The sequence below is a fragment of the Enterococcus sp. DIV0660C genome (assembly GCF_017316125.1).
GTDB lineage: Bacteria > Bacillota > Bacilli > Lactobacillales > Enterococcaceae > Enterococcus_B.
In genome coordinates this window covers 83,265-104,160 of the sequence record NZ_JAFLWA010000003.1, presented here as the reverse complement: position 1 = coordinate 104,160, position 20,896 = coordinate 83,265, and the positions used below count along the sequence as shown (strand labels likewise).

Sequence of the window (20,896 nt, the reverse complement as noted above, 5' to 3'; positions counted from 1 at the left end):
CTCTAATCTATTTGCAAACTAAATCGCTACCAATTTCACGTATTTTTTACTTTTTGCTTTATCGTGCTAAAGAAAACGTCCGAACTTCAATTGGTTGATATTCTGCAAGACAAGTCGCAGCATGAAATAACGTCTGTCCTGTTGTATACACATCATCAATTAATAAAATTTTACACTGTTTGATTTGCTCTGGCTCAACGCACAAGGCAAATGGCTGAGGCATCGCTAATCTCTTCACTCGAGTATGTTGCGCCTGCGCAGAATGGTGTTTGACTCGCTTAAGTAATATCTGAAAAGTCACTCCTGAAACTTTCAGCATCTGGCTCACTTGATTGAATCCACGTTGAGCTAGTCGTTCGTTTGATAATGGAATCGGACAAAAAAGATAATCAGGGAATCTTTTTGGTAAACTTTGCCATTGCTTTGCAAAAGTCCCTGCTAAACGAATATCCCCTGTAAATTTATATTGTTGGAACCACGTTTGCATCGCTTCATCATATTTAAAAAAGCTTCGATGGCAAAAATCATATGTCGGATAACGTTCTTGCCAATAAAGGCAATCTGTACAAAGGCGTTTCTGACTATGTGTGGATTTTCTCTCACTCTTCAATAAACTTTTTTGGCAACCATCACACTTATTTTCGCTGGATAAAGGAGTAAATAGTTTGGCACATTCCCAACAAAGTTCAACTGACTTTTTTCGCTGAACGAGTTCCTTGATTGTTAAATTTTTAATGATTGGCTTTTGGCAATAGCAACACTTCATTGTAAGAGTCTCCCCGCTTTGTTCATCATGTTGATTTCTTTTACTGCTTTTTTGATTGCACGCGTTTTTTCATGATAAAAGAAACAGACTTGGCTGTTACTGAATTCTCCCTTGCGATCTGCTCGACCGGCAATTTGGACCAGTGCAGATTTCGTAAAAACTTCATGTTCTGCGCCTAGAACAATAACTGAAATATTTTCGAAAGTAACACCTCGTTCAAGAATCATGGTAGTTAAAAGCACCTCATATTTTTGATGACGCATTGCTTGTACTTTTTCCTGACGTTTTTTATCTTTTGAAGATACAGAGGTAATGTTAATCGTTGGCAACCACTCTGCTAATTTCATTTGTAACTCATTCATCAATTCAATGCTTGGACAAAACAACAAGACATGGTTGTCTTTCACTAATGTTTGGATTTTTTTGATTAACGGGTTCATTTTTTTTCGTTTGTTTAAGCACAGGCGCCAATTATTCCAGAAAATGAGTCGTGGCTCGGGTAACAGTCGTTGATGAAAGCGTAAAGGTAAGTAATGGATCTGAAATGTCCGTCGGATTTCTTTTAGCAAACGTTCATCGGGTGTTGCTGTTAAATAGATCAATTGGCCATCAGGCTTCTTCGCTGTTTCCGTCGCATACTGAAGTCCTTGATCCCTGACATAGGGAAACGCATCAATTTCATCGACGACTAATAAATCGAACGCATGATAAAAACGATACAACTGGTGTGTCGTACAAATAACGAAGGAACTAAATGTATAGGGAACCTGTTGTTTGCCATGAAGTAAGACGATTTTTTCTTCTGGAAAGACTGTAGTAAAACGCAGCAAAAGTTCTTGGCACACATCCACCCGTGGTGAAGCAATCGCCACTCGTTTCCCAGTTGCTAGCAACAATTGTAAAAGTGGATACAAGATTTCTGTTTTTCCGGCACCGGTCACAGCCCAGATTAAATGATGATCTGTGACTTGCGTAGTCAAACGTTGGGCGATTTTGGCTTGCTCTATCGTTAATGTTTTGTCCCAAGTAAAAATAATTTGACGTGGAAACAATGGTGGCTGATCAAATAACCATAATTCTTGGGTCGTATCGTTTCGTCCCAAAAATAAACAATGTGGACAATAATAGTCTTCTTCATTTAGTTTGGCCTCTTGTTGCTGAGTGATTTGTCCACAACGTTGACAAATGATCTGTTGGTTTCGTTTCATTACACTAGCAGTTCGTTGATACGTGACTTGATTCAGTATTTCTTTTGGTAGTTGTGCGACTTCTCTTGTTAAGAGTCGCCTTCCCCAAACTTTTTTGTGTGGCATTTTTCTTCCCTAAAAAAAGATACGCAAAAAAAGTGCGAGGCATTTTCGAAATGAAAAAACCTCGCACTTTTTAATTCGTCAGTACTCTTTATTTATCGCCAATTAGTGTCAAAGCTTGTTGTAACACTTTTTCGCCATTCATCATGCCGTAATCAGCCATATTGATGATGTCTAATGGAATTCCTTTTGGCTCAACACGTTTTTCAAAGTCACCTTTCATAAAACGAACTTGTGGGCCTAATAATAAAACATCAACGTCTTTGCTTGCTAAATGATTATCTGCATCAGATGCAGATACTGCAAAGATATCTGTATCTAAGCCTTGTGCTTCCGCAGCTTTTTCCATTTTAGTTACTAATAAGCTCGTACTCATACCAGCTGAACAGACAAGCATAATTGTTTTTTTTGACATTGTTAATCTCCCCTTTTCTAAGCCAAGGAACGTAACCGCTTTCTTGTTCCTATGTATTTATTATAGCTAAAAGATAACGATTGTCAACGTTTTCTGAATGCGGTTCACTCATTGAACAACCAACTGGATTTTACTAATTGGTTAAAGACGATATATTCTTTTGCCAAATTAACAACAACAACTTCATATCCTGCATTCAGCCAACCATAAGCCCCTTTTTCCGGATGACGATAATCGTTTGCCCACCAATCCGTCGTCTGTCTGGCAGACTTTGGAAGCCCACTGTTAGGAAATAACAACTCATCCATTTGAGTAAACGTCAAAGTAATTTGCGAACCACCATTATTTTTTATGTAGTGGGTTATAGCATCATATTTTTTCACACGTTCTTTCATTCCCAACTTCACCTACCTTTCCTTCATTATCCCATAGTCCAGCATTTGCGCAACCATTTGGGAAGTTGAAACATCAAAAGATTTTTCATATACTAAAGAAAGTAACTCTTCATTTGAAATGAGGTAAAACAATGATTGAACGTTATCTAACGGTCAAAGAAGATGGCCAAAGTGAAATTGAAATAAAAAAGTCTCGGTTTATTTGTTCCTTTAAACGCGTGACGACTGAAGAAGAAGCCAAAACATTTATTCAAGCTATCAAAAAGGAACACTGGAAAGCAAATCATAACTGTAGTGCTTTTGTCATTGGTGATCAAAGCGAGATTCAACGCAGTAGTGATGATGGCGAGCCAAGCGGAACAGCTGGCGTACCCATGCTTGAAGTTTTAAAAAAGAATGAACTAATCAATGTTGTTGCCGTTGTCACACGCTATTTTGGTGGCATCAAATTAGGTACTGGCGGATTGATTCGAGCTTATACGCAAGCTGTCTCGCATGGTCTAACTGAGGTTGGGATTGTTGAAGGTACCTTACAACAGGAACTTGCCATCGCCATCACTTATCCACAACTAGGAAAGCTAGAAAATTTTCTTGAACTACAACAAGTGACTGTCAAGGAAACTCGTTACACCGATCAAGTAATTGTTGTTTGTATGATTAATGAAACAAACATCTCACAGTTTAAAGCAGCGGTCACCGAATTATTGAGTGGACAAGTTGTCTTCGAAGAAGGACCAATTTCTTATCATGAACAACTTTACACCAAATGAAAAATAGACAAAAAAACAAGCTGAAACAACGAATTGTTTCAGCTTGTTTTATTTCTCTAGGTAAAATTCAAATCGGTTACCAACGTATTGCGTACGTACATATTCAAACGGCGTTCCTTCTTCAAAGTAAGAAACTTGTCGCAAGCGTAGAACTGCGTCCCCACGTTTGACTTCTAGATATTCAGAAATCTGTTCTGAAGCTAACATAGCAGAGATGGTTTGATTTGCATGACCAATTTTCTTTCCACCTTTTTCTTCTAACGTTCGATACAATGATTCTGTAATTTCTGATTTGCTATATCCCTCAATGATTTTTTGTGGAATACTGGCAACTTCAAAACAAATTGGAACGTTATCTGCATAACGAATACGTTCCATTCGAAGAATCACGTCCTCTTTTTCTAATTGTAATTTTTCCATCTCACTTGAACTAGGTGATGTTAAGAAATAAGAAACCGTTCGGCTAGAAGGTACACGATTTTGTGACTCCATAATTTCGGTAAAACTAGTTGTCCCAGACATTTTTTCTTGAACTTTTTCACGTGCAACATAAGTCCCTGAACCAATTTTTCTCTCTAAGATTCCTTCGTCTGCTAAATTTTGGATTGCTTGACGCAAAGTCATTCGACTAACATTAAATTTTACAGCCAATTCTCTTTCAGAGGGAAGGCGGTCACCGATTTTCCAGACCCCTTGTTCAATCTCATTTTTTAATTGATCATGAATTTGTATATATACGGGTAACTGATTTGACATCTGATTTCATCCTTCCTTTCGTTTTCTTTATTATAACTGGTATATACCTGATTCTCAACAAAAAAAGGATTTTCTCCATTGAGCGGTTGAAACAGTTCAGCTTATTTTTCTTCAAAAAACGAGGAAAAAGTAAGTTTTAACCCTACTTTCTCCTCGTGTATTTTTATCTAATTAGGTTATTCATGAAATGGTTTCTTTCACTAATGTTTTATTAGCAGTCGCCATCATTAAACGAATACGATTTAATTGGTTGACGATCGAAACACCTGGATCATAATCAATCGCTGCAATATTTGCGTTAGGGTATTGACGACGCAATTCTTTAATAACGCCTTTACCAACTACATGATTAGGCAAACAGCCAAACGGTTGCATACAAACAATGTTATTCACATTATGTTTCAACAACTCAATCATTTCTCCTGTTAAGAACCAACCTTCACCTGTTTGATTTCCAATCGACAAGATTTTGCTTGCATCTTCTGCCAAATCTTGAATAGATTGGATGCCATCAAATCGTTCTGATTTTCTTAGTGCTTTATCCATTGGTTTTTCAATCATTTCAATCATCCGAATCGCAAATTGTGCGAGTAATTTACTTTGTTTAGCCATTCCAAGATTTTCATATTTCCAAACTTGATTGTATAGGGAATAGTTCATAAATCCAACAATATCAGGAACCACTGCTTCTGCGCCTTCTGCTTCAAGTAAGCGAACTATATCGTTATTCGCAGTTGGAGAATACTTAACTAATATTTCACCAACTACTCCCACTTTTGGTTTTTTCACATCAGAAATCGGTAAGGTATCAAATGCTTTGACGATTTTCTTCATATTGCTATTAAACAACGTCAAGGAGCCATTCCGAACATTTTTTTCCACTCGTTGAAGCCATTCTTCATGTAAGCGATCAACTGTCCCTTTTTCTAATTCGTAAGGACGTGTACGATAAACAACTCGTTCAAACAAATCACCATATAAAAAGGCAATCGCCAAACGTTTTAACATTGGAAATGTGAATTTAAACCCAGGGTTTGATTCAACGCCCTTGTTCCCCATTGAGATCGAAACAACTGGAATATTTCCAAACCCAGCATCATTCAATGCTTTTCTAAGTAATGGAATATAATTCGTTGCACGACAACCACCACCAGTTTGAGTCATCATCACACTTGTATTTTCCAAATCATACTTACCACTTTCCAAGGCCTCCACTAATTGACCAATGGAGATGATTGCTGGATAACACGCATCGTTGTTCACATATTTCAGACCAACATTGATTGCTTCATTATCTTCTGCTGGCAAACAAACAACATTGTACCCAGAGGCATTTAACGCTACATCCACTAAGCCGGATTGATGAATCGGACTAAGCATTGGCAACAACAAAGTATGTTTTTCTTTCATTTCTTTTGTAAAGACGATTTTTTCTGGTTCTTCAAATCGTTTGACTGGAACAAAGTTTTGTTTTGCTCGTTCATTGACCGCTGCTTTTAAGGAACGTAATCGAATACGAATTGCTCCAAGGTTTGCTCCTTCATCAATTTTTAGAACTGTATAGATTTTTCCATATTGTTCCATGATTTCTTCGACTTGATCTGTTGTTACTGCATCTAAACCACAGCCGAATGAATTCAATTGAACTAATTCAAGATTTTTTGATTTTGCTACGACACGCGCAGCCGCATATAGCCGTGAGTGGTAGACCCATTGATTCACAACACGTAAATTTCCTACATCTCCTAAATGGGAAATACTGTCTTCGGTCAGTACATGGAAGCCTTCTTGTGTAATTACTTCAGAGATTCCATGATTGATTTCTGGATCTAAATGGTACGGACGACCTGAGATAACAATTCCTCGCTCATTTTTTTGATTCAACATCAATAAAGTTTCTTCACCTTTTTTTTGAATATCTGCCTTAAAGGTTGCTAATTCTTCATATCCATGATGCAACGCTTGAGCAATCTGTTCCTCCGAAAAACCAAAATCCGCAAAAGTTTGGTGTAGAACTTTTGCTACTGCTGATTCATTTGCTAAATTGATAAAGGGATTTCGATAATCGACTTTACCATCGCGAATGTCATCCACATTATTTTTAATAACATCTGGATAGCTCTGGACAATAGGACAATTGAAGTGATTATCCGCTTCAGCAGATTCTTGTCGTTCAAAAACAACTCCCGGATAAAAAATACGTGGAATACCCGCATCAATCATTGCCTGAATATGGCCGTGTGTGATTTTAGCTGGATAACATGCTGTGTCACTTGGGATTGTTTCCATTCCTTGCTCGTATAATTCTTTGTTTGAACGTGGTGATAATTCTACTCTAAATCCTAAATCAGTGAAGAATGTATGCCACAAAGGATAATTTTCATACATATTTAATACTCGAGGGATACCAATCACACCATTGACCGCTTCTTTTTTACGTAATGGACGATATTTGAATAAACGTCGATACTTATAGTCGACAAGATTGACCTTTTTGTCTTCCTTTTTGATCTTGATTCGAGCACCACGTTCGCACCGATTTCCAGTGATAAATTGACGACCATCAGAAAATAACGTAACTGTTAGCATACAGTTGTTTTCACACAAACCACAATGGGTAAATTCTTTTTCCGCAGTAAAGTGATCTAGCTCTTCTTCTGACAAAATGGTGCTTTCTTCGCCTAGTGAATAATTTTCCATGGCAATCAGTGCCGCTCCATAAGCCCCCATCAGCCCAGCAATTGATGGACGAACAACTTCACGCCCACTAATCAATTCAAACGCGCGTAACACCGCTTCGTTATAAAAAGTACCACCTTGGCAGACAATTTTTTCACCAAGATCTTCTGGTCTACGAACTTTAATTACTTTATAAATAGCATTTTTGATAACAGAATAAGACAATCCAGCAGAAATATCTCCTACCGACGCCCCTTCTTTTTGGACTTGCTTTACTTTTGAATTCATAAAAACTGTACAGCGAGAACCTAAATCAACTGGTGCCTTAGATGCCACGGCAGCTTTTGCAAAATCCCTTACATCATAATTTAATGATTGAGCAAATGTTTCAATAAATGAACCACAACCAGAAGAACAGGCTTCATTTAATTGGATTGAGGAGAGTACACCATCTTTAATCGTCATGGCTTTCATATCTTGTCCACCAATATCTAAAATAAAATCAACACCAGGTTGGAAAAAATTTGCCGCTTTGTAATGCGCCATCGTTTCCACTTCACCAATATCAACCTTTAAGGCATTTTTGATCAATAATTCGCCATAACCTGTTGCCGCTGCTTTTCCGATAAAAACATCTTCTGGTAATTGACTGTATAACTCTTTTAGCACTTTCATCGTTGTTTCTAAAGGCTGACCTTCATTATTTCCATAGAAAGAAAAGAGAATTTCTCCTTCCTCATTAATCAAGGTAACTTTTGTCGTTGTCGAACCAGCATCGATTCCTAAAAATGCTACACCATGATGTTTTGAAAGTGGCTTTTCTGAAGCAGTTGCTTGAGCATGGCGCTTTCGAAACGCGACCAAATCTGCTTCTTCTTCAAATAGCGGCGATAAAGTAGTTGAAGGTGTTAGCTGTGCTTGATCGCCATTTTCTAAAGCATCAAGCAAAGCAGCAATTGTCGTCACTCGTGCTTCTTCAGCATAGAAAGCAGCACCCATTGCCACAAATAGCTGCGGATTTTCTGGAAAAATGACATTTTCCGGCGCAATGTCTAATGTTTCAACAAAACGTTTACGCAATTCTGACATGAAGTACAATGGCCCACCTAAAAATGCTACTTTTCCTTTAATTTTTCGTCCAGCGGCCAATCCGGCAATCGTTTGATTTACTACAGCTTGAAAAATACTCGCTGCAATATCTGCTTTATCTGCTCCTTCATTGATCAATGGTTGCACATCTGTCTTAGCAAACACGCCACAGCGTGAAGCAATAGGATAAATTTGACGATATTCTTTGGCTAACTCGTTCACGCCATTTGAGTCTGTCTTTAATAAAACGGCCATTTGGTCAATAAATGCACCTGTTCCACCAGCACAGCTTCCATTCATTCGTTGCTCTAGTGCGCCTTCAAAAAAAGTGATTTTCGCATCTTCTCCGCCCAATTCAATCGCAACATCTGTTTCAGGAATTATTTCTTCCACTGTGCGTGTACACGCGATGACCTCCTGAACAAAAGGAATGCTCAACACATCTGCTAGTCCCATCCCACCTGATCCAGTGATTGCCATGGCAATTGGTTGATCGCGAACCAATGCTTGTGCTTCCCGTAAAGTCTTGGCTGTTGCTTTCTTGACATCTGAATAATGACGTTCATATTTGGAAAAGATTGTTTGATTTTGCTCATCTAGTAATACTAATTTGACTGTCGTGGATCCAACATCGATTCCCGCTCGTAAGTTCATCTGTTCTCCTCCTCAAACAGACAGTTTGTTGATTATCTAACAAAGTGTCTGTTATACTACTTATGTATATTTTAGAAACAATTTGCTGGTTTTGCAACTGGCAAACACCCCTTATTTGTGAGATAAGCAACAAACAAATTAAAAATGTCGAATAACAAGCGAGGAATTTTTTATGGTTAAGAAAACTGATCTTCGAGTGAAACGAACACACAAAATGGTTATCGAGGCATTTATTCGCTTGGTCGAAGAAAAAGGATACGATAACGTCACCGTACAAGACATTGCCGATGAAGCAATGATCAATCGTGCTACCTTTTATGCTCATTTTAAAGACAAACAAGATCTCTACGAACAAATTTTTGAAATGGCGATCAATGCCTTTACTTCCGTTTTGGATTTAGAACAACTTGTTCATGGCAATCGAATCAAAGTGAAACAAATCATTGCTGCATTAACAAATATTTACAAAAATATCCAAGAAAGAAAAACTTTCTTTTTGACCATCATGGATGGTTCGTCTAACGAACTTTTGCGTAAAAAACTAGAAGAGCTTTTATACAATAAATACGCAAATATCTTCAATCGGTTAAAAATCACCGAAAATGAACTGGAGGTCCCTATTGATTTTATTATCGAATACATGACTTCGATCTTCATTGGGACGCTGCACTGGTGGATTACTAGTGACACAAACATGTCAGCCGAACAACTGGCTGCTTTAGTCGTGAAATTAGTTGGAAATGGTCACCTGACTGTTTTAGGGATTGAAGTCGAAAGATAACAAAAAACTGCCAATTCGCTTTTTTTAGCGTTTGGCAGTTTTTTGTTATTATTAGCGGTTTTTTGCTAACCATTTTTTGGTGTGATTGGTTGGACGTTTCGTCTTGATTTGGACTGCTTTTTTTGCATTTTTTGGAAGTCCAACTTCTACATCATATTTTCCAGATTTAACCAAATCATATAATTTTTCAGCAGTTTCATCGACTTTTTCTTTCCACTTCATTCTCTTCATCCTTTCTGTTTGAGTACCTAATTTAACTCTAGCTTAATTCTTTAAATACTTCAAGAATCAAGCTACTGTAGGTCAAAAAAAACGAGATAACAGAAACTGTCATCTCGTGAACGTCTATCTAAGAACTGGGGTAGCTGGATTCGAACCAACGCATGAGGGAGTCAAAGTCCCTTGCCTTACCGCTTGGCTATACCCCAATAAAAAAATGGAGGAGAGTGGATTCGAACCACTGAACCCTAAGGAACGGATTTACAGTCCGTCGCGTTTAGCCACTTCGCTACTCCTCCGAAAGGTCTGTATCAACCTGACTTAGTTATAATACCTAATTTCACAGATTTTTGCAACCCTTTATTGAAAACTTTTTTGATATTTTTTAGTCTTGTAAATTCCAATGACGGATTACCGTTTCTATCGCGTTTTCAAGGCTTTTTTCTTTTCCAAAGTCCTCTTCACCAAAAAATATTTCAAATTCTTTTGGTCCATATGCTAAAATTTCACCAATATTTTTTTTGCCAATAAATAACTGAGTGACCTCATAATTTTTGCCATTAATTACTTTTTGGATTTCTTCTACTCGTACTTCAATATCTTTATTCTTTTTTGACATTATTCTCACCTCCTACCTATTTTATCATACTCTCTACAATAAAATATACCCTGTTTACTTAACAGGGTATATAATCTGATTCTCTTCAAACTCTTAAGCCTCTCTTTGACTTACTGCATAATAATTTGCAGCAGCACCAACTAAATTCGCATCATTACGATAGTCACATAATAAGATTTCTGGAACAAAATCATGTAAATCTAGCTTGTCCATTAATTTTTCGATACGCTGATTCAATTCGTCAATCAAGCCCTCTTTTGCAGAGATCCCACCACCAAGTACAATCACTTCTGGATCAAATGAAAACTGGATACTGAAAAGTCCTTTTGCTAAGTAATCATAAAATTTTTCAACTTCTTCTTGAGCGATCACATCGCCTGACTCTGCCATTTCAAAGACTTCTTTTCCAGAGTAGGTCATCTTATCTAGACCAAGACGCTCACAATACCGCCAAGCCATCTGCACAGCCGTTCCCAAAAGACTGAATGTTTGATCACCATCTAAAAACATCATCCCAAACTCTCCGCCGTAAAGATGCGCACCTTTGTTCATTTGTCCCTTCGTGAACATCGCGCCACCAATCCCTGTTCCAATAACGACAAACGCGACATCTTGGTAATCTCGCGCTGCGCCTTCATAAAATTCTGCCATTCCAGCACAATTCGCATCATTTTCGATAGTAATTGGTAACCCAAACAATTCTTCTAATTCTTTGAAAATATTAAATCCATGAATATAAGGAATTGCACTAATCCCTTCAATGATTTGGCGTTCGCTGTTAACTACACCGGGAGCGCTGATCCCTATGCCTTCAATCACGTTTGTTTCAACAAAAGTTTGGTATGTTTCGCTTAGTTTTTGTTTCATTTCTTCCCAAGTAGCAGGTGTTGGAAATTGATTGGTTGCTTCTAATTGACGACCATTCCAATAACCATATTTTACTGCTGAACCACCAAAATCAAATACAAGAATTCCCATAACTATTTTCGCTCCTTTTTGCTTCCTAAAAATATTGTAAAACAATCCCTTGGTTTTTGAAAGCCTTTTCCGAAGTGACCAGCTAAATCTAGCGAAATGATTGGATACTTTTGGCTAATGTCACTTGATCTCTTAATAAAATACCCTCTTCATAAATAGGCTCTGCATAGTTTTTGATAAAATAATCCTTTTCTCGAGAAATTTCACTAAACCCCTTTTTTTGATACAAATGTAAAGCCGCGGAAGTAATACTACCCGTGCGAATGATTACTTGCGTTTGATTTTCTGTTTCTTCCTCAATTTGTTGGAATGCGGCTTCCAATAATAAACCACCGATTCCTCTCCCTTGACTTTGGGGAGCTACCGCAACATTCATGATTTCAAATTCATCTTTTGTGGCGACAAAAATCAAGACGCCCAGTGTTTCTCCATTTTCTTTCCAAACAATCCCTTCGCCTTGTTCAAGGTAAGCAAGCACTTTTTCTTTTTCAGGATCAGCATCTAGTAGTAACGCCCATGGAAGTTCATTTGCCTTTAATTTTTCAATCATCGGTAATAGTTCTCCTTTCATTGATAAAAAAAGTAAATTTTTACCTCTTACTTTCGTCCATCATAATCTGGCTGCTCCTTGTCAACTGTATTCCTCGTTAATTTGAATTTTTTTGGCACATAATCAATGCCACCTCTTACAAATGGATGACAACGTAAAATTCGTGCCGTTCCCATCAGCGTTCCTTTCACAGCACCATGCACTTGAATCGCACAAATCATATAATTTGAGCATGTCGGATAATAACGGCAACTCGGTGGAAATGCGGGTGAAATGAATCGTTGATAACCTCTTACTAAATAAATCAAGAATTTTTTCATTTTCTCTGCCTCACTAATCAGTCTATGTAAAAAGGAGTTGCGACAAAAGTTTGCCACAACCCCTTAAATCTCAGTTAAAAAAGTCTCGAATATGAAGCCATAAATCAAGTTGGAAAACTCGAAACGGGTTTCCACCACCGATTACGCCGTAACCAATCATTGTACCGGCAATAAAAAGAAGAAAAAGCAAGATGATCACAATTAGTATCTTCATCAAACTGACTAAAATATAACGATGGTTACTCATTCAAACACGTCCTTAAGCGATAGTTTGTGCAGTTTTTTCTGTTGGTGTTTGATCCATTTCAACACGTTCAATATTTGCACCAAGTTGTTGTAATTTCAAATGGAAATTATAATAGCCACGATCTAAATATTTCAAATTACGAACACGTGTCACACCATTTGCTTTTAATCCAGCTAAAATCAACGCAGCAGCAGCACGTAAATCCGTAGCATATACTTCTGCACCTTGTAATTCATGTGCGCCTTCAATCATTGCAACATTTCCATCAATCTTAACATGTGCATTCATACGACGCATTTCTTCCAAATGTTGGAAACGATTTTCAAAGACTGTTTCAGTTACGACGCTTGTACCTTCAGCGACCATTTGAATAGCAGTCATTTGTGCTTGCATATCTGTTGGAAAACCAGGATGAGGCATTGTTTTCACGTCCGTTGGGAGTACATGTTTTGGTCCAACTACACGAACGCCACCTTCTTCATCAGTGATTGTCGCACCCATTTCTGTTAATTTAGAGATCAAAGGACGGTTGTGTTCAGAAATCGCATCAGCAATTAAAACATTTCCTTCAGTCATTGCTGCAGCAACCATGAATGTTCCTGCTTCAATACGATCTTGCACGATTGAATGTGTCACTGCGTGTAAATGCTCAACACCTTCAATACGCATTGTTTCTGTACCAGCGCCATAGATATTTGCACCCATTTTATTTAAGATATTTGCCAAGTCAACAATTTCGGGTTCACGAGCAACGTTTTCGATAATCGTTGTACCTTTTGCTTTCACAGCAGCCATCATGATATTTTGTGTTGCACCTACACTTGGAAAGTCTAGATAAATTGTATTACCAATCAATTCATCAGCGATTGCTTCGATATAACCATTTTTTTGGATAATCTTCGCACCTAACGCTTGAAATCCTTTTAAATGCAAATCAATCGGGCGTTTGCCAATGGCACAGCCCCCAGGCATTGCTACTTTTGCATGGCCATTTCTAGCTAACAATGGACCCATAACAACGATTGATGCGCGCATTTGACTAACATACTCATAAGGTGCTTCGATTTCTAATTGTCGTGATGCATTAAGTGTCACTTGATTTTGCTCTTCATCAAAGTCAACGTCTACATTCAAATGACGAATTACTTGATTCATTGTAAATACATCTGAAAGAATTGGAACGTTGGTTAATGTTGTTGTTCCTTCTTCCGCTAATAAACTAGCAGCTAAAATTGGCAGTACAGCATTTTTAGCTCCTTCAATCTTGACAGTTCCAGTTAATTGATTGCCACCTTGTACGATGATCTCTTCCATGTTGTTCCCCCCAAAAAAATTCCAATGAGCATACTCTTACTCAAAATCTTTTTCATTATAGCATTTCTTCTTTTAAAATAGTACCTTTTTTTGAAATTAGATACTAACAAAAAGATTTCGACATAACGCCATGATTTCTAGAAAAAAATTGCTAGCAGTGTATCCTAAAAAAATTGAAAAAAAGACAATTACCATTCTGATTTGCGTAGTGTTTTGCATATATCTAAAAAACGTTTCCGTACGCAAAGAACGCAAAGACCAAAAAGCTAAATAAATAAACGCTAAATGACTCACAATTCGAATAATCGCGTCAATTCCATAGACTTGCATCATAACGTCCTTTCTTGCATCTGTTTACTGTAAACTCAATAAAACGATAATACCATAAATTTTCTAAAAGGAAAAATAACTGTGCTTTTTTACATAAAACAAATACAATAAAAAAAACTGTGCCAAAATCAATAAGTGACTTTGGCACAGTTTTTATCAAAAAATAAGTTCATTTGAATCTACGTATGCTTAGAAACATTGATCCGATTGATTGCTCGGTGTAATGCAACTGTCGCACGTTTCAATTCATTCGTATCTTCTTTTTGTTTTGCTTCTTCGATTTGACGTTCTGCTCGTTGTTTTGCTCTTTCAGCACGAGAAACGTCAATATCGCGCTCACGTTCCGCAGTATCTGCGACGATGGAAACTAGATTATCACGAACTTCCATGATTCCTCCGTTAACGGCAATCCAGTCAACGTGCGTATCAGAGTCCGTTCTCTTGATGCGAACTTCATCAATGGCTAAAGGAACGATAATTGGAGCATGTTTCGGTAAAATCCCCAATTCTCCAGCAGTTGTACGTGCAACGACAATTGCTGCATGGTGATCATAGACCAAGCCGTCAGGTGTTACCACATTAACTGTTAAAAATTGATCCATGGGGCACCCCTTTCTAGTAGCCTAGTTTTTTCGCTTTTTCAACGACATCTTCAATTCGACCTACGCTTCGGAAAGCTTCTTCAGGAAGATCATCATATTTACCTTCTAAGATTTCACGGAAACCTTTAACTGTTTCTTCAACAGGAACATAAGATCCTGGAAGACCAGTAAATTGTTCTGCAACGTTAAAGTTTTGTGATAAGAAGAATTGAATTCGACGTGCACGAGAAACTAAAACTTTTTCTTGGTCAGATAATTCATCCATTCCTAAGATTGCAATAATGTCTTGCAATTCACGGTAACGTTGTAAAACGTGTTGGACTTCAGTAGCCACTTTATAATGTTCTTCACCAACGATTTCAGGTGCAAGTGCACTTGAAGATGATGCCAATGGATCCACCGCTGGATAAATCCCTTGTTCAGTTAATTTACGTTCCAAGTTGGTTGTTGCATCTAAGTGAGCAAATGTTGTAGCTGGCGCAGGGTCAGTATAGTCATCCGCTGGTACATAGATAGCTTGGATAGAAGTAATTGAACCTTTTTTCGTTGAAGTAATACGTTCTTGTAATTGACCCATTTCTGTTGCTAAAGTTGGTTGGTAACCAACGGCAGAAGGCATACGACCAAGTAAGGCAGATACCTCTGAACCAGCTTGTGTGAAACGGAAAATGTTATCAATAAACAATAGTACGTCTTGACCTTCAACATCGCGGAAGTATTCAGCAATTGTTAAACCAGTCAAGGCAACACGCATACGTGCACCGGGTGGCTCATTCATTTGTCCAAACACCATCGCTGTTTTTTCAATAACGCCAGAATCTTTCATTTCATAGTAAAGGTCATTCCCTTCACGTGTACGTTCACCAACACCGGTAAACACTGAAATACCACCATGTTCTTGCGCGATATTGTGGATCAATTCTTGGATCAATACGGTTTTACCTACACCGGCACCACCGAATAAACCAACTTTCCCACCTTTAAGGTAAGGAGCTAGTAAGTCAATAACTTTGATCCCTGTTTCTAAAATTTCAGTACTTGTGCTTAATTCATCAAAATTAGGTGCTTTTTTATGAATTTCGCTTCTTTCAGCATCTTCTGGGAAAGGTTTTTCTAAATCAATAGTATCCCCTAATACGTTGAATACACGACCTAATGTTTCTTTACCAACTGGAACAGAGATTGCTTTGCCTGTATCGACAACTTCCATCCCTCTTTGTAAACCATCAGTTGATTCCATTGCGATCGTACGGATCACACCGTCCCCTAGTTCTAGGGTCGCTTCAAGAACAACTTTTGATTTTTTTTCATCTTTTTTATAAACAACTAATGCGTTGTTGATATCTGGTAAGGATTGGTCTAAAGAAAATTCCACGTCGACAACGGGACCGATTACTTGAACAATCTTGCCTGAACTCATCTTTTTTCCTCCAATCTCAATACTATTCTAGTGCCGAAGCTCCGGCAACAATTTCGGTAATTTCTTGGGTAATAGCCCCTTGTCTTGCACGGTTATAAGAAACCGTCAAGTCGTCAATAATGTTTGCGGCATTATCAGTTGCTGTTTTCATTGCAGTCATGCCTGCTGCGTGTTCGGCAGTTTTAGCATCTACAATTGCACCATAAATCAAACTTTCAGCATATTGAGGCAATAATTGAGCTAGGATTTCTTCTTTTGAAGGTTCAAAAATGTATTCTTGCTCAAAACTTGTTGCTTCTTCTGGATCTAAATCTGAGATTGGTAACATCTTTTCTACACGAAATTGACTAGTTAATGAATTTATATGATGGTTGTAGCATACATATAATTCGTCAAAGACTTCATTTTGATACATTGTTGTAGCCATGTTCACAATTTTTCTCACTTCATCAAAACTTGGTTGGTCAGATAAGTTACGCAATTCATAGGCAAGGTCAATGCCACGAGCTTTGAAAAAGTCCGCACCTGTCCCCCCAATTGCAATCATCACATACTCATCGGCTGATTGGTGATCTTCTTCCAAAATCGACATCGTCTGTTTCAAAATTGAACTATTATAACCACCAACTAAACCACCGTCAGCTGTGATCACAATATAGCCTGTCTTTTTAACAGGGCGACTAATCAACATTGAATTATAGTTGATATCATTATTTGTGTTTGAAGAAGCAATATCACTTAATTGAGTCGCTGTTAAATGCGTAACGATCTCTCTCACTTTGTTCGCATAAACCTGAAACTTCTTAGAAGAAGATTCCGATTTCGTTAGCTTCGAAGCAGAAACCATTTGCATGGCACGCGTAATTTGACTTGTTTTTTTCGTTGAAGCAATACGTGTCTTAATTTCATTTAGTGAAGCACCCATTCATCTCACCTCACTATGCATTTTGAATGGATTTCAATTTGTCTTCTGTCGAGGATGTACTACCTTTAGAAGCTAAGAAAATGTCTTTGTATTCTTTGATTACACTGTTCAACGCTTCTTCTTCTGGAAGATCTTGTGTTGTACGGATAATTTCAAAGATATTTGGATGATTTGTATCCAAGTATTCAAATAATTCACTTTCAAAGTCAAGAATGCTATCCACAGGAATACTGTCTAAGAAACCATGAGTCAACGCATATAAAATGATGACTTGTTTTTCTACAGCAAGTGGTGCATGTAATTTTTGTTTCAAGATTTCTACAGTACGACGACCGCGATTTAATTTGGCTTGTGTTGCTGCATCTAAGTCTGAACCAAATTGCGTAAATGCTTCAAGTTCTCGATAACTTGCTAAGTCAAGACGTAGCGTTCCGGCAACTTTTTTCATTGCTTTGATTTGTGCAGAACCACCAACACGGGATACAGATAACCCAGCATCAACGGCCGGACGTGTTCCTGCGTAGAATAAATCACTTTCCAAGAAAATTTGTCCATCAGTGATTGAAATAACGTTTGTTGGAATATATGCAGAAATATCCCCTGCTTGTGTTTCAACAAATGGTAAGGCAGTCATTGAACCGCCACCTAATTCATCACTTAATTTTGCTGCACGTTCTAGCAAACGTGAATGTAAGTAGAAAACATCCCCTGGATATGCTTCACGACCTGGCGGACGGCGTAATAGTAAGGAAAGTTCACGATAAGCAACAGCTTGTTTTGATAAATCATCAAAGATAATCAAAACATGTTTGCCATTATACATGAATTCCTCACCCATCGCTGTACCAGCATAAGGTGCGATATAAAGCAATGGTGCTGGTTGGGAAGCACCCGCATTGACTACGATTGTATAGTCCATAGCGCCATATTTTTTCAATGTTTCAACTTGTGTACGGACAGTTGAATCTTTTTGTCCAATCGCAACGTAGATACAAATCATATCTTGACCTTTTTGGTTGATAATTGTATCGATTGCAATGGATGTTTTACCTGTTTTACGGTCACCGATGACTAATTCACGTTGTCCACGACCAATTGGGACCAAAGCATCAATTGCTTTTAGACCTGTTTGCATTGGTTCATTAACTGATTTACGTTGCATAACACCTGGTGCCATTGCTTCTACAGGACGAGCTTTATCAGTAACGATTTCTCCTAGTCCATCGATAGGTTGACCTAAAGGATTTACGACACGTCCGATCAAAGAATCTCCAACTGGAACTTCCATGATTTTGCCTGTACGTTTTACTTTATCTCCTTCACGAATGGATTCGAAATCACCAAGGATAATAATCCCTACATCATTTGATTCTAAGTTTTGCGCCATTCCGTATGAGCCGTTTGAAAATTCAAGCAACTCACCACTCATTGCATTTTCTAATCCATGCGCACGAGCGATTCCGTCACCGACGTATGTGACAGTACCAATTTCTTCAACTGAAAGCACGCTTTGATAATGTTCAATTTGTTCTTTAATCAAGGCACTAATTTCTTCTGCTTTGATGGCCATTCGATTCACCTACCTCTTTGTACTATCTATTTAATTGATTACGCATTGTTTCCAATTGCGTTCGAATGCTACCGTCGATCACTCGATGGTCGGCTTCAACAATTGCGCCACCAAGAATAGAAGAATCAACGATTGTTTCTAATTCAACTGTTTGATAGTTCATTGTTTTTGCTACATTCTGTTCTAATTTTTCTAACTGTTCATCAGATAAAGGAACGGCAGTCTTAACTGTTCCACGTAATAACCCATTACTTTCATTATAACGATGTTCATATTCGTCAATCATGAATAATAGATCATCCATCCGATTGTAATTGTAGACCACTTCTAAAAAGTTTTTAACAATACCGTCATACCCACCAATTAACTTATCCATGATAAGTCGTTTTTCATGTGGTTCTAAACGAGCATCACTGAGCACTCCCCCTAATTCAGGGACTTTTTCATAAATTTTACGTAAGCTCAATAGTTCTTGATAGATTTCTTCGCTATTGTTTGAATCGATCGCCAGTTCAAACAAAGCTTTTCCGTAGCGTCTACCCACAGTATATTTATCTAGTTTCATTTGAAGAACCTAGACCTTCAATATATTGGTTGATTAATGATTCATGCATTTCTGGAGATAATTCTTTATTCAAGATTTTTTCCGCAATTTGAAGTGAAAGATCAGCAACATCATCTTTAACAGAGTTCAATGCATTGTCACGTTCTAATGTGATGTCTGCTTTAGCTTTGTTTTTTAGACGAACAACTTCATCTTGTGTATCCTTCAAAATATTTTGGCGGCTAAGTTCTCCACTTTCTTTCGCATTTTTAATAATTTCAGCTGCGTCAGAACGAGAAGCTAACAATTGTTGTTCGCGTTCTTGTTCCATTTTTGCTGATTTGATGCGAGATTGTTCTGCAGAATCTAAATCATTGGCGATCTTATCTTCACGTTTCTTCAAAATTTCACTAATTGGTCCCCAAGCAAAATGCTTTAAAAGAGCAAGTAGGATCAAAAATGAGCCGCTGACAACGATGATATTACCTAACATCGGATTGCCAACTTCTGCAATTGCCAATTGATTCAGCATAAGCTAGCCTTCCTTTCTTTGAGGTTTCTCTAGTTTCCATGTAAAAAAGCAGGAACAAACCAAGTTGTTTCTGCCAGTTTACTTACATTTATTAAACGGCAAAAACTAGAATTAAGGCGATAACCACACCAAGAATAGGAACAGCTTCAACTAGGGCTACCCCAATAAACATTGTTGTACGTAATTGACCAGACATTTCAGGTTGGCGAGCCATTGATTCGATAGTTTTTGAGATTACTTGACCGTTACCATAACCGGCACCGATTGCTGCCCCCATGATTGCGATTGCTGCTGCGATATAATTCATAATATTTTTTCCTCCTAAAGTAAATAAATAGTAGTTTTCTAAAACAAATATTACTCTTCTACTTCAATCTTATGGCTCATATAAACCATTGATAAAGTGACAAAGACAAATGCTTGGATGCTTCCGATAAACAATGAAAATGCAATCCAGACCATCTCTAATGGAATTGCTAATGGTAGTGACAGCCAGCCTAGGCTTGTCATCATTTTTGCAATCAAGGTTAGCAAAACTTCCCCCGCGTAAATATTCCCATAAAGACGTAAAGCAAGTGTTAATAAATTTGTAAATTCTTCAATGATCTTCATTGGTAACATGAAACTATAAGGCTTCAAGAATGAATTTACAAAATAGCCTTTCAATCCAAATCGTTTTACCCCAAACAAATGAGTAAGTAAAATCATCATAAATGCCAATGTTAATGTCACAAATGGATCAGCTGTTGGACTTTTCCAAAGTGTCGTTTCATTTGGTAGGACGATTTTTGTCATTAGACCGATATTATTTGCAATAAAAACAAATAAGAATAAGGTAAATGCTAGTAAATGGAAATTACTTAGTTCTTTTCTAGGCAAGTTATCTGTGACGATTCCTCGACTGAAATCTATTACCCATTCAATCGCATTTTGTTTTCCAGTTGGTTTCATCTTTAAGTTACGCGTAAAGAAGTACACTAGAAAGAAAACGATTAGACAAGTCAATAACACCATCATACAAACAGTACCATCAAACCACACAGGTCCAATGTGGAACGTTAGCGAGCGTTCATCCAATTCATTTCACCTCTTTTCTCTTTTCCCTGAAATT

Annotated in this window: 24 protein-coding genes and 2 tRNA genes; 2 read left to right on the top strand and 24 right to left on the bottom strand. The window is 37.7% G+C overall.

Going from position 1 to position 20,896, the window contains the following annotated elements:
• Positions 1-58 precede the first annotated feature (58 nt).
• The 4 genes from DOK81_RS00710 to DOK81_RS00695 form a co-directional block, all read right to left on the bottom strand.
• Entirely contained in the window at positions 59-766 is a 708-nt protein-coding gene (locus tag DOK81_RS00710; RefSeq protein WP_206907176.1) for a ComF family protein, read from the bottom strand.
• Complete coding sequence (locus DOK81_RS00705) at positions 763-2,079, bottom strand: DEAD/DEAH box helicase (RefSeq protein ID WP_206907173.1); 1,317 nt, start codon at positions 2,077-2,079, stop codon at positions 763-765. Before DOK81_RS00705 ends, DOK81_RS00710 begins: the two co-directional genes overlap by 4 nt.
• Before the next feature lie 88 nt (positions 2,080-2,167).
• Positions 2,168-2,491, bottom strand: a complete 324-nt coding sequence (locus DOK81_RS00700) for a PTS sugar transporter subunit IIB (protein ID WP_067483795.1) — start codon at positions 2,489-2,491, stop codon at positions 2,168-2,170.
• Positions 2,492-2,595: 104 nt separating this feature from the next.
• Complete coding sequence (locus DOK81_RS00695; protein ID WP_206907171.1) at positions 2,596-2,886, bottom strand: hypothetical protein; 291 nt, start codon at positions 2,884-2,886, stop codon at positions 2,596-2,598.
• Positions 2,887-3,017: 131 nt separating this feature from the next.
• Between DOK81_RS00695 and DOK81_RS00690 the strand changes: the two genes are divergently transcribed.
• Positions 3,018-3,656 carry a YigZ family protein gene (locus DOK81_RS00690; RefSeq protein WP_206907170.1) on the top strand — a complete coding sequence of 213 codons (639 nt, stop codon included), beginning with the start codon at positions 3,018-3,020 and terminating at the stop codon, positions 3,654-3,656.
• Positions 3,657-3,704: 48 nt separating this feature from the next.
• Here the strand turns inward: DOK81_RS00690 and DOK81_RS00685 are convergent, their stop codons facing one another.
• On the bottom strand, positions 3,705-4,412 hold the full coding sequence (locus DOK81_RS00685) for a GntR family transcriptional regulator (RefSeq protein ID WP_206898431.1): 708 nt from the start codon (positions 4,410-4,412) through the stop codon (positions 3,705-3,707).
• A 180-nt stretch (positions 4,413-4,592) separates the two neighbouring features.
• Entirely contained in the window at positions 4,593-8,834 is a 4,242-nt protein-coding gene (locus DOK81_RS00680) for a 2-hydroxyacyl-CoA dehydratase (RefSeq protein WP_206907168.1), read from the bottom strand.
• Between the two features lie 172 nt (positions 8,835-9,006).
• Here DOK81_RS00680 and DOK81_RS00675 point away from each other — a divergent pair, with 172 nt between their 5' ends.
• The gene (locus DOK81_RS00675) at positions 9,007-9,615 is read left to right on the top strand and encodes a TetR/AcrR family transcriptional regulator (RefSeq protein WP_206907167.1); all 609 of its coding nucleotides are present in this window, start codon (positions 9,007-9,009) and stop codon (positions 9,613-9,615) included.
• A gap of 51 nt (positions 9,616-9,666) precedes the next feature.
• On the opposite strand, the gene DOK81_RS00670 is transcribed toward DOK81_RS00675, so the two are convergent.
• From DOK81_RS00670 to atpB, 18 genes are all read right to left on the bottom strand, one after another.
• Entirely contained in the window at positions 9,667-9,837 is a 171-nt protein-coding gene (locus DOK81_RS00670; protein ID WP_206907165.1) for a hypothetical protein, read from the bottom strand.
• A gap of 134 nt (positions 9,838-9,971) precedes the next feature.
• A tRNA-Gln gene (locus tag DOK81_RS00665) sits at positions 9,972-10,043 on the bottom strand.
• Between the two features lie 9 nt (positions 10,044-10,052).
• Positions 10,053-10,133, bottom strand: a tRNA-Tyr gene (locus DOK81_RS00660).
• Between the two features lie 86 nt (positions 10,134-10,219).
• The gene (locus DOK81_RS00655; RefSeq protein ID WP_067483785.1) at positions 10,220-10,453 is read right to left on the bottom strand and encodes a DUF2969 domain-containing protein; all 234 of its coding nucleotides are present in this window, start codon (positions 10,451-10,453) and stop codon (positions 10,220-10,222) included.
• Between the two features lie 93 nt (positions 10,454-10,546).
• The gene (locus tag DOK81_RS00650; protein ID WP_206907164.1) at positions 10,547-11,431 is read right to left on the bottom strand and encodes an ROK family protein; all 885 of its coding nucleotides are present in this window, start codon (positions 11,429-11,431) and stop codon (positions 10,547-10,549) included.
• Positions 11,432-11,519: 88 nt separating this feature from the next.
• Entirely contained in the window at positions 11,520-11,981 is a 462-nt protein-coding gene (locus tag DOK81_RS00645; RefSeq protein ID WP_206907162.1) for an N-acetyltransferase, read from the bottom strand.
• A gap of 47 nt (positions 11,982-12,028) precedes the next feature.
• The gene (gene yidD, locus DOK81_RS00640; protein WP_206907160.1) at positions 12,029-12,301 is read right to left on the bottom strand and encodes a membrane protein insertion efficiency factor YidD; all 273 of its coding nucleotides are present in this window, start codon (positions 12,299-12,301) and stop codon (positions 12,029-12,031) included.
• A 70-nt stretch (positions 12,302-12,371) separates the two neighbouring features.
• Entirely contained in the window at positions 12,372-12,548 is a 177-nt protein-coding gene (locus DOK81_RS00635; protein WP_067483778.1) for a DNA-directed RNA polymerase subunit beta, read from the bottom strand.
• Between the two features lie 12 nt (positions 12,549-12,560).
• Positions 12,561-13,862 carry a UDP-N-acetylglucosamine 1-carboxyvinyltransferase gene (gene murA, locus DOK81_RS00630; RefSeq protein ID WP_206907159.1) on the bottom strand — a complete coding sequence of 434 codons (1,302 nt, stop codon included), beginning with the start codon at positions 13,860-13,862 and terminating at the stop codon, positions 12,561-12,563.
• A 96-nt stretch (positions 13,863-13,958) separates the two neighbouring features.
• The gene (locus DOK81_RS00625) at positions 13,959-14,192 is read right to left on the bottom strand and encodes a DUF1146 family protein (protein WP_206907157.1); all 234 of its coding nucleotides are present in this window, start codon (positions 14,190-14,192) and stop codon (positions 13,959-13,961) included.
• Between the two features lie 179 nt (positions 14,193-14,371).
• The gene (locus DOK81_RS00620) at positions 14,372-14,794 is read right to left on the bottom strand and encodes a F0F1 ATP synthase subunit epsilon (protein WP_067483772.1); all 423 of its coding nucleotides are present in this window, start codon (positions 14,792-14,794) and stop codon (positions 14,372-14,374) included.
• 13 nt (positions 14,795-14,807) lie between these two features.
• A complete protein-coding gene (atpD, locus tag DOK81_RS00615; protein WP_067483770.1) occupies positions 14,808-16,214 on the bottom strand; it encodes a F0F1 ATP synthase subunit beta in 1,407 nt (468 codons plus the stop codon).
• A gap of 22 nt (positions 16,215-16,236) precedes the next feature.
• A complete protein-coding gene (locus DOK81_RS00610) occupies positions 16,237-17,139 on the bottom strand; it encodes a F0F1 ATP synthase subunit gamma (protein ID WP_206907155.1) in 903 nt (300 codons plus the stop codon).
• Between the two features lie 13 nt (positions 17,140-17,152).
• Positions 17,153-18,709 (bottom strand): F0F1 ATP synthase subunit alpha, encoded by a 1,557-nt coding sequence (gene atpA, locus DOK81_RS00605; RefSeq protein WP_206907154.1) that lies wholly within the window; start codon positions 18,707-18,709, stop codon positions 17,153-17,155.
• 22 nt (positions 18,710-18,731) lie between these two features.
• Positions 18,732-19,274, bottom strand: coding sequence for an ATP synthase F1 subunit delta (gene atpH, locus DOK81_RS00600; protein WP_206907152.1), 543 nt, complete (start codon positions 19,272-19,274; stop codon positions 18,732-18,734).
• On the bottom strand, positions 19,261-19,785 hold the full coding sequence (atpF, locus tag DOK81_RS00595) for a F0F1 ATP synthase subunit B (RefSeq protein WP_206898418.1): 525 nt from the start codon (positions 19,783-19,785) through the stop codon (positions 19,261-19,263). The genes atpH and atpF overlap by 14 nt, the downstream gene beginning before the upstream one ends.
• A gap of 91 nt (positions 19,786-19,876) precedes the next feature.
• Complete coding sequence (atpE, locus tag DOK81_RS00590; protein ID WP_010718599.1) at positions 19,877-20,092, bottom strand: ATP synthase F0 subunit C; 216 nt, start codon at positions 20,090-20,092, stop codon at positions 19,877-19,879.
• Between the two features lie 50 nt (positions 20,093-20,142).
• Complete coding sequence (gene atpB / locus DOK81_RS00585; RefSeq protein WP_206898417.1) at positions 20,143-20,862, bottom strand: F0F1 ATP synthase subunit A; 720 nt, start codon at positions 20,860-20,862, stop codon at positions 20,143-20,145.
• Positions 20,863-20,896: the final 34 nt, after the last annotated feature.

What these genes read in the sequence shown, in the direction of transcription:
- DOK81_RS00690 (WP_206907170.1), top strand. Translation starts at nt 3,018, where the DNA reads ATGATTGAACGTTATCTAACGGTCAAAGAAGATGGCCAAAGTGAAATT.
- atpH (WP_206907152.1), bottom strand. Translation starts at nt 19,274, where the DNA reads ATGAAACTAGATAAATATACTGTGGGTAGACGCTACGGAAAAGCTTTG.
- DOK81_RS00705 (WP_206907173.1), bottom strand. Translation starts at nt 2,079, where the DNA reads ATGCCACACAAAAAAGTTTGGGGAAGGCGACTCTTAACAAGAGAAGTC.
- atpF (WP_206898418.1), bottom strand. Translation starts at nt 19,785, where the DNA reads ATGCTGAATCAATTGGCAATTGCAGAAGTTGGCAATCCGATGTTAGGT.
- DOK81_RS00685 (WP_206898431.1), bottom strand. Translation starts at nt 4,412, where the DNA reads ATGTCAAATCAGTTACCCGTATATATACAAATTCATGATCAATTAAAA.
- DOK81_RS00650 (WP_206907164.1), bottom strand. Translation starts at nt 11,431, where the DNA reads ATGGGAATTCTTGTATTTGATTTTGGTGGTTCAGCAGTAAAATATGGT.
- atpA (WP_206907154.1), bottom strand. Translation starts at nt 18,709, where the DNA reads ATGGCCATCAAAGCAGAAGAAATTAGTGCCTTGATTAAAGAACAAATT.
- yidD (WP_206907160.1), bottom strand. Translation starts at nt 12,301, where the DNA reads ATGAAAAAATTCTTGATTTATTTAGTAAGAGGTTATCAACGATTCATT.
- DOK81_RS00700 (WP_067483795.1), bottom strand. Translation starts at nt 2,491, where the DNA reads ATGTCAAAAAAAACAATTATGCTTGTCTGTTCAGCTGGTATGAGTACG.
- DOK81_RS00610 (WP_206907155.1), bottom strand. Translation starts at nt 17,139, where the DNA reads ATGGGTGCTTCACTAAATGAAATTAAGACACGTATTGCTTCAACGAAA.
- DOK81_RS00620 (WP_067483772.1), bottom strand. Translation starts at nt 14,794, where the DNA reads ATGGATCAATTTTTAACAGTTAATGTGGTAACACCTGACGGCTTGGTC.
- murA (WP_206907159.1), bottom strand. Translation starts at nt 13,862, where the DNA reads ATGGAAGAGATCATCGTACAAGGTGGCAATCAATTAACTGGAACTGTC.
- DOK81_RS00695 (WP_206907171.1), bottom strand. Translation starts at nt 2,886, where the DNA reads ATGAAAGAACGTGTGAAAAAATATGATGCTATAACCCACTACATAAAA.
- atpE (WP_010718599.1), bottom strand. Translation starts at nt 20,092, where the DNA reads ATGAATTATATCGCAGCAGCAATCGCAATCATGGGGGCAGCAATCGGT.
- DOK81_RS00670 (WP_206907165.1), bottom strand. Translation starts at nt 9,837, where the DNA reads ATGAAGTGGAAAGAAAAAGTCGATGAAACTGCTGAAAAATTATATGAT.
- DOK81_RS00675 (WP_206907167.1), top strand. Translation starts at nt 9,007, where the DNA reads ATGGTTAAGAAAACTGATCTTCGAGTGAAACGAACACACAAAATGGTT.
- DOK81_RS00635 (WP_067483778.1), bottom strand. Translation starts at nt 12,548, where the DNA reads ATGAGTAACCATCGTTATATTTTAGTCAGTTTGATGAAGATACTAATT.
- DOK81_RS00645 (WP_206907162.1), bottom strand. Translation starts at nt 11,981, where the DNA reads ATGATTGAAAAATTAAAGGCAAATGAACTTCCATGGGCGTTACTACTA.
- atpD (WP_067483770.1), bottom strand. Translation starts at nt 16,214, where the DNA reads ATGAGTTCAGGCAAGATTGTTCAAGTAATCGGTCCCGTTGTCGACGTG.
- DOK81_RS00655 (WP_067483785.1), bottom strand. Translation starts at nt 10,453, where the DNA reads ATGTCAAAAAAGAATAAAGATATTGAAGTACGAGTAGAAGAAATCCAA.
- DOK81_RS00710 (WP_206907176.1), bottom strand. Translation starts at nt 766, where the DNA reads ATGAAGTGTTGCTATTGCCAAAAGCCAATCATTAAAAATTTAACAATC.
- DOK81_RS00680 (WP_206907168.1), bottom strand. Translation starts at nt 8,834, where the DNA reads ATGAACTTACGAGCGGGAATCGATGTTGGATCCACGACAGTCAAATTA.
- DOK81_RS00625 (WP_206907157.1), bottom strand. Translation starts at nt 14,192, where the DNA reads ATGCAAGTCTATGGAATTGACGCGATTATTCGAATTGTGAGTCATTTA.